This window comes from Actinomadura mexicana (genome assembly GCF_900188105.1).
Classification (GTDB): Bacteria; Actinomycetota; Actinomycetes; order Streptosporangiales; family Streptosporangiaceae; genus Spirillospora; species Spirillospora mexicana.
Genome location: NZ_FZNP01000013.1, coordinates 47133 through 60677 on the forward strand (window position 1 = coordinate 47133; position 13545 = coordinate 60677).

Here is a 13545-nt window from a genome sequence, read left to right on the forward strand (position 1 = left end):
GAAGAAGATCGACGGGACGGTCGCCACGGCCATGGCCTCAGAAAGATCATGCGAAGTGGCCACCACATGCGAACCTCTGCGAGACCATGGACGTCTATAGGTGAGTCGGACGCCGAGACCTGCCGTCCCGCCCTCCGGGCGGGATGGGAATAAAAGGCCGTTCCGTATTCGATCTTGTTGCCGGTCCCGCGCCACGCGGGACCCGGCGGGCTGGTGAGGGAGAACGGTGCGAGGTAAGGCGTTGGTGGTGGCGCTCGTCCTGGGCCTGGCGACCGCGTGCGGCGGGAGCAGCGGCGGCGGCGATGGCGGCGGCGGGACGACCACGAAGGGCGACGACGGCGCCCCCCAAGTGACGATCACTCCGGCGAACGGCAGCGGCAAGGCGCGCCCCGACCAGGGCGTCATGGTGACGGCCGCGGGCGGCAGGCTCGGCGACGTCTCGGTGAAGCTGAAGGGCGCCGACGTCCCCGGCAGCCTGTCCGCCGACAAGACCAAGTGGCGCTCGACGTGGACGCTGCAGCCCGGCGGCAGCTACCAGGTGTCGGCCACGGCGACGTCCGACAAGGGCAAGTCCACCACCGCGACGAGCGCGTTCCGCACCACCCGGTCGACGGCCGCCACCCGCGTCAACAACGTCGTGCCGAGCCAGAACGAGACGGTCGGCACCGGGATGCCGGTCTTCGTCCAGTTCAACAAGGCCGTCCCGGAGAAGGCCAAGCCCGCCATCGAGCGCGCCATCGAGATCTCCTCGACCACGCCCACCGAGGGCGCCTGGCGCTGGCTGACCGCGGGCGAGTCCTTCAACGGGCTGCCCTCGGTGGTCTTCCGCCCGAAGCACCCGTGGAAGGCGCGCCAGACCGTCACCGTCAAGGTCCACTTCGCCGGCCTGAAGATCGGCGACGACGTCTTCGGCGACCGCGACACGGTCCGCACCTTCAAGGTGGGCGACTCGCACGTCGTCAACATCAACGCCAGGACGCACCGGGCCGTCGTGAAGAAGAACGGCCGCACCGTCCGCAACTGGGGCGTCAGCCTCGGCAGCGGCGGCGACGTCCAGGGCGACGGCGTCGACCACCTGCTCACCACCAGCGGCGTCCACCTGACCATGGACCACGTCCGCCTGGAGCGCATGCGCCCGCCCGGCAAGAAGAAGGGCGACCCCGGCTGGTACGACGAGAAGGTCCCGTGGGCGACCCGCATCTCCAACAGCGGCGAGTACATCCACCAGAACATGGACGACCCGACCTGCCTCGGCAACCGCAACTGCAGCCACGGCTGCGTCCGCTCCCCGGCGAACGACGCGCAGTGGTTCTTCCACTGGTCCTACCGCGGCGACCTCGTCACCATCACCGGCACCAAGCGCAGCCTCCAGTGGACGAACGGCTGGGGCTACTGGCAGCTCTCCTTCTCCAAGTGGACGAGCGGCAGCGCCCTCGGAAAGCCCATCACCACGTCCCACGCCTGACCCGTCCCGGCCACTACCCTTCGTGACCAACAGGTCGCGGGGGGAGTGCCAGGGTGGCGGGCAGAATCATCCTTCACATCGGCGTGCAGAAGTCGGGCACGACGTTCCTGCAACAGGTGCTCCAGGCGAACGCCGACGCACTTGCCGCAGCGGGCGTCCGCTACCCCGTCAGCCCCGACTGGGCCCGGGGGAAGCGGACGGTCGCCAACCACGAATGGGCGAGCTACGGGCTGCTGGGCACGGAGTTCCCCTGGGTGTCGCAGGACCGCGCGTCCGAGGAGACCTCCTCCTGGCAGACCCTGCTGGACGACGTCCAGTCGACGCCCGGCACAGTGCTCCTGTCGGCCGAGGCCCTGTCGGTCATCCGGACACCCGCGATCCACCGCCTCCTCGACGCGCTCGGCACCGACGACGTCGAGGTCGTTGTGACGGCCCGCAGCCTGGGTTCGGCCCTGCCCTCCCTCTGGCAGCAGCACATCCGCAACGGCCGGACCATGAGTTTCGAGGGGTACCTCTCCGGTCTCGCCGCCGCGCGGGAGAAGGGCCGGGACCACATCGAAACGGACGCGTCCGCCCACCTGTGGCGCGCGTTCCACCTCGGCGGGCTGGCCCAACGCTGGTCCGACGCGGGAGCCACCCGCGTCAGCGTCGTCACCACTCCCGGCAAGCCCCCGCACCTCCTGTGGCAACGCTTCGCGGAGGCGATCGGTGTCCCCGCCCTCGCCGAACCGCCCGACATGCCCACCGACCGCGCCCACACCGGGCTGACTGCACCGGAGACGCTGGTGCTCTCCTCGATGAACGCGGCCATCCGGGAGGCCGCGTGGAGCGGCCAGAACGCCGACTGGATCCGCCAGGCCGTCACGGCCCGCTTCCAGGCCCGCACCGAGCGCGGCAGCAAGGTCGTCACTCCACCGAATTGGCAGACCCGCCTGGCGGAGTGGAGCGAGGAAGACCTGACGGCCCTGCGACACACGCCCGCCCAGATCGTCGGCGACATGGAAGACCTGCGCTGCGACCCGTCCTCGGAGACAACAGCCCCACCGACTCACGAGGAGATAGCCCAGGCCGGCGCCGAAGCGGCCCTGGCCCTGGCAGCGGTGGCCCTCCAGGAGACCCTGGTCCAACGCAACATCCGCCGCCTACGCCACCGCCTCACCACGTAGCCGGAAACAGCCGCTCCTTCAGCACCGAATCGATCCGCTCCCCCGCGGCCTCGGCGTCCCCGCAGGGGAAGAGGGCCCGCCCCCGCTGGACGTCCTGGTAGGCCCACGCCCCGCCAACGGCCCGCACCCGAACGACCACACCCACGTCTTCCGCGACTCCGCTCGCGTACACCCAGAGCAGCGGCGTGGGGAACTCGCCGACGCCACCGCCTCAGCACGAGACCCTCGCCCACACCCACTTGCCGGTCTCGCCCTCGGCGACCCCGCACCCGGACGCCAGCGCCTGGACGAGCGGTAACCCCCACCCGCCGGTCCCGTCGTCGTACCCGTCATCGAGCGCCCGAGCGTCCGGCCCGAAATCCCCCGGCCCCATCACCGGCCGCGTCACGGGCCTCTCCGCAGACGAGTCCCACACCGCCACCAGCACGCCCCGGGCCTCCCGCACACACCGCACCCGGATCTCCCCCTCCCCCGCGACCCGCACGGCATTGGTGGCGAGCTCCGCGACGATCAGCAGAACGCTCTCGGCCACCCTCTCCAGCCCCCATTCCGCGAGCCGCAACCCGACCACCGTCCGCACCATCCCCGGCACCGTCCGATCAGCCAGACAAGATATGTCCACCTCGCCCGCATCCACGGCTTCTACTGCCATTTGCCCGCCTCCATTTTTTGCATTCCAGAGACAAGCGTGACCGCGCCGAGTTAATTTCGAAAGGTTCGTGAAGCAGATGCAACGACGGAGGAGAGCAAATGAGCCGCGCCGACTTCCTGCGCCCCGACTTCTCGCTCTGGCATCTCATCGCCGTTGAGCTGCGCAGACAACGCCAGATGAGGCGGATCTCCGGAGCCGCCCTGGCCGTCATACTCGACTGCGACCGGTCGACTGTCGCACGCTATGAATCGGGCGACGTGCAACTACCCACCGGGCGCGCCAGGGTCTTAGATCAAGAATGGGGCCTTCAAGGCCTCTTCGAGAATCTTGTCAAACACGCCAAAAATGCCCGAGACCTCGACTGGTGGGAGACATTCAAGGATTACGAGCGCCGAGCGAACCTCATCAAGACCTACGAGCCCTCACTGATCCCTGGGCTCCTCCAACGCGAGGCCTACGCACGCGCCATCTTCACGTCCAGCCGCAGGACGGACGCCGACGACGCGGTCACCGAGCGCTTGGCCCGCCAGAAGATTCTCACCCGCGAGTATCCCTGCAAGCTCATGGCCATCCTCGACACCGCGGCCGTGTTGCGCTCGTTCGGCGACACGGACGTTATGCGCGACCAACTTGGCTACCTTCTCGAAGTCTCAGTCTGGCCGAACGTCTACCTGCGAGTGACCTCTGACAAGCTGATCGGCTACGGCGGCGTAGGAGGCGGATTCACCGTGATGCAGACTCCCACCGGCGACCTCGGCTTCGCCACCGTCGGCTCCACAGGACACATCTCTCTCGATCCCATCGATATCCAGGAACAAGCGATACGGTATGACGAGATCGGTATGTCCTCACTGTCGGTCGAGGCATCCCGTGCCTTCATCACCAAGACGCTGGACTCTCTTTCATGAACATTCACTGGCGCAAATCCACTCGGTCGGAAGATCACGGCAACTGCGTCGAGTTGGCCGCGCTCCCCCACGCGGTCGCCATCCGGGACAGCAAAGCTCCCGGCGCGGGCCACCTCGCCCTCACCCCCCAAGCCTTCGCCGACCTGCTCACCCGCGCCAAACTGGATAGCCTGCCGGGCTGACCTGCCCGCCTTCGGGAGCGGAACGAAGTAGGAGTCGATGTGACGGAAAACCGTCCCGTGTGGCGAAAAAGCAGCCAGAGTGCCCAGGGCACCTCCGAGCAGGGCGTTGAAGTCGCTCGACTTCCCCATGCCATCAGCATCAGAGACGGCAAGGCACCCGACGCGGGCCACATCACCCTCACGACTCACACCTTCGCCGCCCTGCTCGACCATGCCAAGCAGGGCGAGTTGCCGCACTGACCCAGTCGCCTGTGGGCGCGGAGTGGATAGCCCACCGGCCGGCCTGGAGCGACATGGCCGGTTGCCGGAACAGTCCGCACCAGGGTGAGAACGACGGTCAGTACGAGGCGGTCGGCGTCGACGAAGGTTCCGTTGGCCGGTTCAACTGTGGTCCCGGAGGCCTTCCCCGCCGTCCGGGTCCAGATGTTCGACCATGGCGTTGATCGCCTTGTCCACTTCTTCGGTGACGCGTCTGGAGCAGAGCGCCCCGGGGGTACGGGAGCGCAGATGCTCGGGGGTGTCCTTCAGGTCGAGGCTCGGATGGCCTTCGGCGTGGTCGCACGAACCGGCGGTCGGGTCCAGCGATGTCAGGGCGTCGTGGAAGAACCTGATCACGCCGGGTGCGGGAGAGCCGAAGCGGCCGGCCTCGACCATGAAGCAGACGGCCAGTGCCAGGCACGCACGTTCGTCAGGCGGGACGTCGTCCCGGAGCCTGCGGGCGGCCCAGACGGAGGCGGCCTGGGCGTCTGGATCGATCGTGGTGGACCGCTGCCGTTCGAGGTCGGCGGGGAAGGCGTCGGGGTCGGCGGCGTAGCGTTCGTCGAGGTGGCCGGTGGCGGGCACCAGGAACCGTTCCTGCTTGGCCGCCTCCAGGTCTCGCACGACCTCGGCGGCCAGCATCGCCAGAAATGCGGGGCAGCCGTACTTCTCGATCTTGGCGGCGTCGACGGCGGCGTCGGGTTCGGCGGAGCTCCACGCCTCGGCGTCGATGATCGACGCGGCGATCGCTCCCGCCTCCGCGGGGCCGGCCTCATCACCCAAGGAGGTGTGCGAATGCCGCTCGGGCGCATTGCACGGAAGGCCGCGCAGGACCGTTCCGGCCTGGGCGGCGTTGTCGATGTAGTCGTCGAAGTCGCCCTCGGAGGTGCTTCGCCACTTGATGTACCAGCGGCTGGCCCAGAGCGCCACCAGCATCGCCCTGCCGGTCGGTTCGGTCGGTTCCTCGCGTAGCAGCACGCTCATGTGCGCCAGCGTGTACTCGGGCTCCATGCTGGGATAGCCCTCCAGCATGGTTTCCAGTTCGTAGGCGAAATCGACGACGTCCAAGCTGCCACTCCAGAGGAACCGCTGATGTGACCGCTCAACTTAGTGTCCTCGCGTCGGGACATGCCACGGCGCGTGTTCCATCTGAGTGTCCCGTTGCTCCCCACTCCGGCGGACGTAGCTGACGGGTTCGTCGAGGTGATTCCGGTCGGCGCTGCCGATGTGCGGGAACCCGTTTCTCGACCGCTTGAGGATCCCCCGGCAGCACGGACAGCTGGGGTGAGATCGGTCGTGGTCGAGGCGCGGTGTCGTTCCTCGTAGTCCAACGGACGCAGGGTGCCGACGCTGTCGGGTGCGAGTCCCGCGGTCAGAATGTGGCGATCGGGTTGACCGGGCTGCCGGACGTACCGGCGAAGCGGATCGGCGCGACCGCGAGGTGGAAGTCCCACTGGCCGAGCTCGGCAGCCGTCGTCGCGCAGGCCTCCAGGTCGCAGTTGTCGAGCAGCCACAGACCCATCGCGACGAGGCCCACGGCGTGGACCGGCATCAACACGTCTTCGTACCCCGACGGCTGAACGTCCTGGGGGGTGTCGGCGCCGATCAGCGCGACCTCGCGTTCACGCAGCCAGGGCAGGCAGGACGCGTGCCAGCCGGCCTGCGTGAAACCGCCGGTCTCACCGGCCTCGTGCCGGGCGCGGCCATAGCCGGTCCGCAGGAGTACCGCGTCACCGGATCGCACCCGCACACCCTGGCGACGCTCGGCCTCCTCAAGATCGTCGGGGTACACGGCCTGCCCCGGTTCCAACCACGGCACATCGCGGACCCGCGCGATGTCCAGCAGGACACCACGTGTGATGATCCCGTTCGCCGCCGCCGTGACGGCCGCCCACGCCGATCCCGCCGCGGCGTCGACCAGCGAGTGCGACCGCCCGTTGTACATCGTGCCGTCCCAGAAGATGTGGCACGGCGAGTCGACGTGGGTGAGGGTGTTGCCGTGGAAGGTGATGCCGAGCCGCTCGGACGAAAAGCCCCAGCGCCGGTCGTTGTGGAATGCGGGCACCGGCATGTTCTCCGAACCCGGCATGTCGGCGGCGCACGGGCACGTCGTCGTCGACCGCTCCATGTCCTCCGGTGCGGCGACCTCCCACGCGCACGACACGCTCCTGCCGTGGCGCACGGCCCGCGCCGCCGCCAGCCGGACGTCATCGGTGATGTGGTTCAGAGTGCCGAGCTGGTCGTCGTCGCCCCAGCGCCCCCAGTTCGACAGCGTGTCGAAGTATCCGAGCACGTCGTCCTGTGTGGGCATCGGTCGCCCTGCCGTCATCCCAGCATCGACTCCTCCGGTCACGCGGTTCGAGGCACCAGGGCCCGCTGAACGGCATGACACTAGATCAGCGGGCCGGCGATCGGCCAGTCGGGAGGCGGGCACCGAACCCGACCACCACACGTCCCGCGACAGCAGGGACCCGTTCCGCGCGGCCGGAGCACCGGCACCGCTGCGGCAAGCTCTTGAGAGGCCGATGAGGGGGACGATGCAGGCGTGAGCGATGTTCAGGATGATCTCGTGGTTCGGCCGGACTTCCGGACAGGACTGATCGTTCTGGTCGTCATGGCGGTGGCCGCTGTGAGCATCGTCGCCGCGATCCTGATCGGCGACGCCCCGGCCGTGTTCGCGCTGATCGTGGGCGGCGTGTTCGCCGTGCTGATCCCCCTGGCGATCGGGACCCTTCTCAGCGCCCGGGTCACCCTGACGGCTCACGAACTCGTCGTCCAAGGACTGTTCGGCCGGAAGCGCTGGCCACGCTCACGCGTCGCGGAGGTGGTGCGCGCCAGCATCACCGCGCCCCGTGGAGGGGCCGGGGTGAGCCTGTTCGTGCTCGACTCGCAAGGCGCCCTGCTAGTCAGGGTGCAGGGCGGCCTCTACTCGCCCGAGGACCTCGCCCGGCTGGTGGACGCGCTCGGCGTCCCGTGCAGTGGGCCGGACCGTCCCGTCAACGCCAGTGAGTTCGCCGAGACGTATCCGGGCCTTGTGTCGTGGGTCGAGCGGCATCCCTACCGGCTCGCCTTCGCGGCCAGCGGCGTCGTGTGCGCGGCAGCCATGGCAGTGGCGCTCGTTTCGCTCGCGACGGCGTCCTGACCGGTCCTGAGTTCCCCCACTGCACGGCACTTGGGCGAGATAGTCAGAGAGCGGGTTCTCCGTCCTCCCACCAAGGCGCGGGCACGGGCGGGGCCGGTCGAAACCACCGGCCCCGACCGCGCCGTGGGCTCAGTTCACCGCCGGGGGCTGGTCGGCGATGGAGACCTTCATCTGCGCCGAGTTGGTCAGCACGCTCCCGACCGGCGCTTCCGCCTTCGCGGCCTCGGTGACGACGCTGCGCCGGCCGAGGAACTCGTAGGTCTTCTCGTCGAAGATGTACTCCTCGCGGACGCCGCTGCCGGACGGGTTCAGCGTGACGGCGATGCCGGTCCTGCCTGCCGCGTCCACCGCGCGGCCGACGGTGGTGACGCCGCGGATGGCCGCCGCCGCCCGGAACAGCGCGGCCCGCTGCACGCGGGGCATGTAGGCCTCGGTGAGCATGCCGCCGACGTTCTGCCACGCCGTGGCGTCGGCTTCGGGGCCGGTGCCCAGGCCGATGTACAGGTGCTGGTACATCTTGGCCGGATCGGCCGGCAGGCGGCTCAGGTAGGCGTAGTCGTTGCGCAGGTGCTCGGCGCGGTCGTCGAAGTCGGCGGCCTTGGACATCGAGCCGCGTCCCACGTCCTGGCGGGCCTCGGCCGGGATGGGCCACCCCGGGTACGGCTTGGGCTCCAGCTTCCTGGCCCACAGGACGCCGTGTGTGGCGTCGCCGTCCACGGGCAGCCAGATCTTCCGTTCCTGCCGGTCCAGGTAGCGTCCGTGGCGACCACCGGAGTTGCTCTCGACGGTGTCCGTGGTCCTTGAGACGATGACCAGGAACTGGCCGGGACGGGGACGCAGCTCCGGGGCCCTGGCCGCGTGGTCGGCGGCCCGCTTGAGCACCTGCACCGACGCCACCGGCATCGTGTGCACGACCGGGGGCGCGCCGGGCTCCCCGCCCGCGGTGACCGCGACGACTCCGGCGGCGGCGGCCGCGACGCCCAGCCCCGCCGCCAGGCCGATCCGCAGCCGCACGGCCCCGCGGGGGCGGCCGGGGACGCGCCGCCCGGAGTCCGGGGCCGCGTCCCGCATGACGCTCAGCAGCCGGCGCTCCTCGGCCCGCACGTCGGTCAGGTCGAGTTCGGGGACATCCGAGCGGAACCGCTCAAGCTCGGTCATCTCATTCATGGACGGGCTCCTCACTGACGTAGATCACGGATTCGGTCGCACCGAGGTGCCGGCGGAGCCTGTGCCTGGCCCGGTTGATGCGCGACCGCACCGTCCCGACGCGCACGTTCAGCGCCTGCGCGGTCTCCGCATAGCTGAGGTCGCCCCAGGCCACCAGCAGCAGCGCGTCGCGGTGCCCCTTCGGCAGCGCGGCCAGCGCGCTCGCCAGGGCCCTGCCGGACGCCCCCGCACTGAGCCGCTCGTCACTGCGCTCCGTGAACGGCTCCATCACCGGGTCGTTGCCCATCCGCTCCAGGACGCGCAGCTGCCGCACCTCCGCCCGCACATGCCGGCCCATCAGATTGGTGGCGATCCCGTACAACCAGGGCCGCGCGTTCGGACGGGCCAGGTCGTACCGGTCGCGCTGCCGGAACGCCGCCAGGAACGTCTCGGCCACCACGTCCTCGGCGGCGTCGGCGCCCAGCCGGCGAATCACGTACCGCTTGATGTCCGGGGCGTACCGGCGGAACACCTCGGCGAACGCCTCGGGTTCCCGGCGGGACCGCCCGATGACGGAGGCGTCGTCGGCGTCCTCTTCACTCGCAGTGCTCATACACGGCCTCTCGGCTTCAGGTCAGGACACCCGTTGTTGCCGAGCCACCCGCATCCGGTTCCCACTCTCGCGCAGAAGCCGCCGTCCAAGTATCCGTCTCCGACATCCGAGGCGAAGACGACGAGGCCGGTTCCGACATCCGTTTGATCATTCATGATCCCGGCCACGCCGTGATTCTGAACGGCGCGACCTTTCGCCGAAAGGAGGCTTTGAAGGCACTCAAGCCCTCACCCGCGGTCGACACCATGTGTGTGGCGGTCCCGCCGGTCAGTCCTTGCGTCAGGCCGGGAGGCGGGTGCCGCGGCGCCAGACGGCGCGGGTGTTGAGGGTGTCGGAGATGGTGGTGATGGGATCGCCCTCGACCAGGAGGAGGTCGGCGCACAGGCCCTCGGCGATGCGTCCGCGGTCGTCGAGGCCGAAGCGGCGGGCGGGGACAGAGGTGGCCGCGCGCAGAGCCTGGACGGGGCTGAGGCCGGCGCGGACCAGGTACTGCAGTTCGTGGTGGACGCTCGCGCCATGGGCGAGCCCGCCCAGGAACGTCAGGGGAACGGAGACGTCGGTGCCCGCCAGCAGGTCCACGCCCGCGTCGCCGAGGGCCTTGACCGTGGCCAGGACGTCTTCGATCTCGCCCTGCGGGTAGTGGCCGAAGCTGGAGCGCAGCGCCCTGTCCCAGTCGGCGCTCAGCCGGGAGGCGACGCGGGGGTCGGCGGCGAGCTCGCCGCCGGTGATCCCCATCATCGAGGCGTTCAGCACGACGCAGGGGACGACGAACACTCCCGCGTCCTTGACCAGGTCGATGATCTCCGCGGTGTGGGGCCGGTCCATGAACAGGTGGGCCAGGCCGTCGATGCCCGCCTCGATGGCCATGCGGGTGGCGTCCACGGTCAGGGTGTGGGCGACGGTGAGCATGCCGCGCCCCTTGGCCTCGGCCACGCCGGCGTTCAGGGTGGCCTGGTCGAGCATCGGAAGGCCGGGGTGCCCCTCGACGCTGCCGTCGTCGACCATGAACTTGATGTAGTCCGAGCCGCGTTCGATCAGCTGCGGGACGAACGCGACGGCCTCCTCGGGGGTGGTGGAGAACGGTATGAGCGGCGGCTGCCCGGCCGGTTTCGCGCCCGGGGGCGGCCCGGGGCGGAAACCCGGCGGGAACAGCTCACTGGGGTGGCCGCCCGGCGGTGTGATGCCGAACCCGGAGGAACGCACATCGGCGACGGTGTCGTCCTCGGCGATCCCCCCGCGGTTGTCGCGCGTGTGGAGGCCCTGCATCTCCAGCTCGGTCGTCACGCCGAACCGCAGCGCCAGGGCCAGGGCGTCCCGGTCGGTGTGGACGTGGGCGTCGATCAGGCCCGGCAGGAGCGTCGCCCCGCTGCCGTCGACGGCCTCGGCATCCTCGGGGGCGTCACCGCCGACGCGGGCGATCCGCCCGTCCTCGACGAGCACGGTGGTCACGCCCAGGGTCTTCTCGCCGTCGAAGACCCTGGCACCGGTGATAGCGGTCATGGACATGGCTTACCTCGATCCCTGGGGAGACGGGCCGCTCGGTCGGTGACCGCGCGGGGCCTCAGCGGGGGACGGTGACGACGACCTTGCCGATCTGGGTGTTCGACTCCAGGTGGCGGTGGGCGTCGGCCACCTCGGTCAGGGGGAAGGTGCGGTCGATGACGGGGCGGAACGCGCCTGAGCGCAGGCCGGAGGTCACGAAGGCGGCGGCGCGGCGGAGGCGTTCTGGGTCCCTGGTCGTCTCCAGCATCGTGTACGTGCGCATGTTCAGCGCCGGCATGCCGAGGTCGATGCCCGGATAGGGGGTCGGCTCGCCGCTCAGCGCCCCGTACACCAGGAGAGTCCCGCCGGGTGCGACGAGCCGGGCCAGGTCCGTCACGCCGGGGCCCGCGACGGCGTCGAAGACGAACTCGGCGCCCCGGCCACCGGTCGCCGCGAGCACGCGTCCGGCCACGTCGTCCGACTCGGTGACGATCACCTCGGCCGCGCCCTCCCTCAACAGTGCCTCCTTCTTGGCGGCGGTGCGGGTCAGGGCGATCGCGGTCGCTCCGATCCGGTCGGCGACATGGATGGCGGCCAGCCCCACGCTGCTGGACGCCGCGTTCAGCACGACCGTGTCGCCGGGCCGCATGCCGCCGACCTCGACCAGCGCGCCGTAGGCCGTGAGGTACGGCATCCACACCGCCGCGCCCTCGACCGCACCGAGGCCCTCGGGACGGGGCAGGACGGCCGAGGCGGGCACGATCGCCCGCTCCGCGTAGATCCCGTACTCGTTCTGGGAGAACCCGGGCACGGTGCTGACCGGCTGTCCTGGCCGAAACGAGTCGACTCCTTCGCCTACCGCCTCCACCACGCCCGCCGCCTCGGTGCCCAGCCTGGCCGGGAACGCCTTCACCGGCTCGATGTAGCGACCGGTCCGGAACAGCACCTCGGCCCTGTTCAGGCCGATCGCCTCCACCCGGATCCGCAGCTCGCCCGGACCGGGCTCGCCGACCTCCACGTCCTCCAGCCTCATCACCTCGGGACCGCCGAGCTCGTGGAACATCACCGTCATCGCCATCGCGTGGGTCCTTCCTCGTAGCAGGTCGGTCTACTGTCACCGCTAAGTACGATGACTGTCAAACTTTGACGGATGTCGTATTATGGGCTCCATGGAGGACGACCGCATCCCGCAGCACCCCGACGTCGGGACGATCCCGCTGCAGCAGATCCTCGAAGCCCTTGTCGACCCGGTGCGGCGGAGCATCGTCACGAAGCTCTGCGAGGCCGCCGCCGACATCCGCTGCGGGGCCTTCGACCTGCCCGTGAGCAACTCCACGGCCACGCACCACTTCCGGATCCTCCGCGAGGCCGGGCTCATCCGGCAGTACTACGTCGGCACCTCGCGGATGAACGCCCTCCGGCGCGACGAGATCGACGTGGTCTTCCCGGGCCTGGTCGACGCCATCGTCACCGCCGACCGCACGTCCCCGCAGCCCGCCTAGCGTCCTCGGAATTCGGCGTACACGGCGGGGTTCGTCGAGAGCGAGCCGCCCGGTTTCGGTGCCGTGCGGGCGGAGCGTCATCTTTTGTGATGGGAGGCGATGATCCGACGATGTGGATGCCGTACCGGGATGAACGATCGCGGACGGTGGTGGGGGGAAGGCGGGCATGGTCGAACCTGCGGCGCGGCTGTGGACGTTGGACGGCCTCGGGGGTCTGCGACTGATGCGGGCACACTTCGCCGGGCATGCGTTCGCCCGCCATGGACATGAGACCTTCGCGATAGGCGTGATACAGGCCGGTGCGGAGGAGATCCGGTTCAAGGACGGGGTCGAACGCGTTGGCCCAGGCGCCGTGGTTCTCATCAATCCCGAGGTGGTTCACACTGGGACGGCGATGGCCGGCGGCTGGCGGTATCGGGTCCTCTATCCGAGCTGCGAGGTTCTGACAGAACTCGGCGGAGACCGCGGCAAGCCGTTCTTCCCCAACCGGGTCAGCTATGACGACGGGGCTGCTCGGCTGCTGGTGAGGGCGCATGCCGCTGCTGAGACTGAAGACGCGCTAACTGCCGAGTCGGTGCTGCGCTTGGCGTTGGCATGGCTCTTGCGTGCCCACGGCAATTCCTCGGCAGTTTCAGTGCCTCCGCCCATACGGGGTGACTTCGTCGTTCAAGCTCGCGCACTGCTGTATGAGCGGCTCCTCGATCCGCCTAGTCTCGAAGAGCTCGCCACCGCGACCGGCACGCGGCCGTTCACCCTGCTGCGTTCGTTTCGCGAAGCGTACGGCTTGCCGCCGCACGCCTTCCTCACACAGGTCCGTGTCCGCAACGCGCAGCGGCTGCTGGAGGGCGGATCGCCGCCGGCCGAAGTCGCCGCCAAGGTGGGCTTCTTCGACCAGGCGCACCTGACCCGGCACTTCCGCCGGATCCTCGGCGTGCCACCGGGTGTCTATCAGCGGGGCTGCAATTTCGTACAAGCATCGTCCAGCGCACCCTCCTAGCATCACCGGACCAGCTCGGACCCCGGAGGCGC

Annotated in this window: 16 protein-coding genes; 8 read left to right on the plus strand and 8 right to left on the minus strand. The window is 69.6% G+C overall.

Annotated elements, in window-relative coordinates; genetic code table 11:
- Positions 1–226: 226 nt before the first annotated feature.
- Together CHC11_RS29070 and CHC11_RS29075 are read left to right on the plus strand one after the other, a co-directional pair.
- Positions 227–1465: a L,D-transpeptidase gene (locus tag CHC11_RS29070; RefSeq protein ID WP_245919904.1), complete on the plus strand. Its 1239-nt coding sequence runs from the start codon at positions 227–229 to the stop codon at positions 1463–1465.
- Positions 1466–1518: 53 nt separating this feature from the next.
- Positions 1519–2631 (plus strand): hypothetical protein, encoded by a 1113-nt coding sequence (locus CHC11_RS29075; protein WP_089315041.1) that lies wholly within the window; start codon positions 1519–1521, stop codon positions 2629–2631.
- Here CHC11_RS29075 and CHC11_RS41665 read toward each other — a convergent pair.
- Together CHC11_RS41665 and CHC11_RS29080 are read right to left on the minus strand one after the other, a co-directional pair.
- Positions 2621–2776: a hypothetical protein gene (locus CHC11_RS41665; RefSeq protein ID WP_179279061.1), complete on the minus strand. Its 156-nt coding sequence runs from the start codon at positions 2774–2776 to the stop codon at positions 2621–2623. The two genes, CHC11_RS29075 and CHC11_RS41665, sit on opposite strands and share 11 nt — an antisense overlap.
- Before the next feature lie 66 nt (positions 2777–2842).
- Entirely contained in the window at positions 2843–3214 is a 372-nt protein-coding gene (locus CHC11_RS29080; protein WP_179279062.1) for an ATP-binding protein, read from the minus strand.
- A 167-nt stretch (positions 3215–3381) separates the two neighbouring features.
- Between CHC11_RS29080 and CHC11_RS29085 the strand changes: the two genes are divergently transcribed.
- From CHC11_RS29085 to CHC11_RS29095, 3 genes are read left to right on the plus strand one after another with little or no spacing between them, the layout of a single operon-like run.
- Entirely contained in the window at positions 3382–4191 is an 810-nt protein-coding gene (locus tag CHC11_RS29085; RefSeq protein ID WP_089315043.1) for a helix-turn-helix domain-containing protein, read from the plus strand.
- Positions 4188–4373, plus strand: coding sequence for a DUF397 domain-containing protein (locus tag CHC11_RS29090; protein ID WP_089315044.1), 186 nt, complete (start codon positions 4188–4190; stop codon positions 4371–4373). The genes CHC11_RS29085 and CHC11_RS29090 overlap by 4 nt, the downstream gene beginning before the upstream one ends.
- 39 nt (positions 4374–4412) lie before the next feature.
- Positions 4413–4613, plus strand: a complete 201-nt coding sequence (locus tag CHC11_RS29095; protein ID WP_089315045.1) for a DUF397 domain-containing protein — start codon at positions 4413–4415, stop codon at positions 4611–4613.
- Between the two features lie 141 nt (positions 4614–4754).
- On the opposite strand, the gene CHC11_RS29100 is transcribed toward CHC11_RS29095, so the two are convergent.
- Together CHC11_RS29100 and CHC11_RS29105 are read right to left on the minus strand one after the other, a co-directional pair.
- On the minus strand, positions 4755–5699 hold the full coding sequence (locus CHC11_RS29100; protein ID WP_089315046.1) for a hypothetical protein: 945 nt from the start codon (positions 5697–5699) through the stop codon (positions 4755–4757).
- A 304-nt stretch (positions 5700–6003) separates the two neighbouring features.
- Positions 6004–6942 carry a cyclase family protein gene (locus tag CHC11_RS29105; RefSeq protein ID WP_089315047.1) on the minus strand — a complete coding sequence of 313 codons (939 nt, stop codon included), beginning with the start codon at positions 6940–6942 and terminating at the stop codon, positions 6004–6006.
- A gap of 234 nt (positions 6943–7176) precedes the next feature.
- Between CHC11_RS29105 and CHC11_RS29110 the strand changes: the two genes are divergently transcribed.
- The gene (locus tag CHC11_RS29110; RefSeq protein WP_143227360.1) at positions 7177–7773 is read left to right on the plus strand and encodes a hypothetical protein; all 597 of its coding nucleotides are present in this window, start codon (positions 7177–7179) and stop codon (positions 7771–7773) included.
- Between the two features lie 129 nt (positions 7774–7902).
- On the opposite strand, the gene CHC11_RS29115 is transcribed toward CHC11_RS29110, so the two are convergent.
- The 4 genes from CHC11_RS29115 to CHC11_RS29130 all read right to left on the minus strand — a co-directional run bounded on the left by CHC11_RS29115 (position 7903) and on the right by CHC11_RS29130 (position 12092).
- A complete protein-coding gene (locus tag CHC11_RS29115) occupies positions 7903–8940 on the minus strand; it encodes a CU044_5270 family protein (RefSeq protein ID WP_245919906.1) in 1038 nt (345 codons plus the stop codon).
- Positions 8933–9532: an RNA polymerase sigma factor gene (locus CHC11_RS29120; RefSeq protein WP_089315050.1), complete on the minus strand. Its 600-nt coding sequence runs from the start codon at positions 9530–9532 to the stop codon at positions 8933–8935. The genes CHC11_RS29115 and CHC11_RS29120 overlap by 8 nt, the downstream gene beginning before the upstream one ends.
- Positions 9533–9811: 279 nt before the next feature.
- Positions 9812–11038, minus strand: coding sequence for an amidohydrolase family protein (locus tag CHC11_RS29125; RefSeq protein WP_089315051.1), 1227 nt, complete (start codon positions 11036–11038; stop codon positions 9812–9814).
- Between the two features lie 55 nt (positions 11039–11093).
- The gene (locus CHC11_RS29130) at positions 11094–12092 is read right to left on the minus strand and encodes a zinc-dependent alcohol dehydrogenase family protein (RefSeq protein WP_089315052.1); all 999 of its coding nucleotides are present in this window, start codon (positions 12090–12092) and stop codon (positions 11094–11096) included.
- A 91-nt stretch (positions 12093–12183) separates the two neighbouring features.
- Here CHC11_RS29130 and CHC11_RS29135 point away from each other — a divergent pair, with 91 nt between their 5' ends.
- Complete coding sequence (locus tag CHC11_RS29135) at positions 12184–12516, plus strand: ArsR/SmtB family transcription factor (protein ID WP_218826297.1); 333 nt, start codon at positions 12184–12186, stop codon at positions 12514–12516.
- A gap of 166 nt (positions 12517–12682) precedes the next feature.
- Positions 12683–13513 (plus strand): AraC family transcriptional regulator, encoded by an 831-nt coding sequence (locus tag CHC11_RS29140; protein WP_089315054.1) that lies wholly within the window; start codon positions 12683–12685, stop codon positions 13511–13513.
- Positions 13514–13545: the final 32 nt, after the last annotated feature.

What these genes read in the sequence shown, in the direction of transcription:
- CHC11_RS29080 (WP_179279062.1), bottom strand. Translation starts at nt 3,214, where the DNA reads ATGGTGCGGACGGTGGTCGGGTTGCGGCTCGCGGAATGGGGGCTGGAG.
- CHC11_RS29085 (WP_089315043.1), top strand. Translation starts at nt 3,382, where the DNA reads ATGAGCCGCGCCGACTTCCTGCGCCCCGACTTCTCGCTCTGGCATCTC.
- CHC11_RS29090 (WP_089315044.1), top strand. Translation starts at nt 4,188, where the DNA reads ATGAACATTCACTGGCGCAAATCCACTCGGTCGGAAGATCACGGCAAC.
- CHC11_RS29105 (WP_089315047.1), bottom strand. Translation starts at nt 6,942, where the DNA reads ATGCCCACACAGGACGACGTGCTCGGATACTTCGACACGCTGTCGAAC.
- CHC11_RS29115 (WP_245919906.1), bottom strand. Translation starts at nt 8,940, where the DNA reads ATGAATGAGATGACCGAGCTTGAGCGGTTCCGCTCGGATGTCCCCGAA.
- CHC11_RS29120 (WP_089315050.1), bottom strand. Translation starts at nt 9,532, where the DNA reads ATGAGCACTGCGAGTGAAGAGGACGCCGACGACGCCTCCGTCATCGGG.
- CHC11_RS29125 (WP_089315051.1), bottom strand. Translation starts at nt 11,038, where the DNA reads ATGTCCATGACCGCTATCACCGGTGCCAGGGTCTTCGACGGCGAGAAG.
- CHC11_RS29130 (WP_089315052.1), bottom strand. Translation starts at nt 12,092, where the DNA reads ATGGCGATGACGGTGATGTTCCACGAGCTCGGCGGTCCCGAGGTGATG.
- CHC11_RS29135 (WP_218826297.1), top strand. Translation starts at nt 12,184, where the DNA reads ATGGAGGACGACCGCATCCCGCAGCACCCCGACGTCGGGACGATCCCG.
- CHC11_RS29140 (WP_089315054.1), top strand. Translation starts at nt 12,683, where the DNA reads ATGGTCGAACCTGCGGCGCGGCTGTGGACGTTGGACGGCCTCGGGGGT.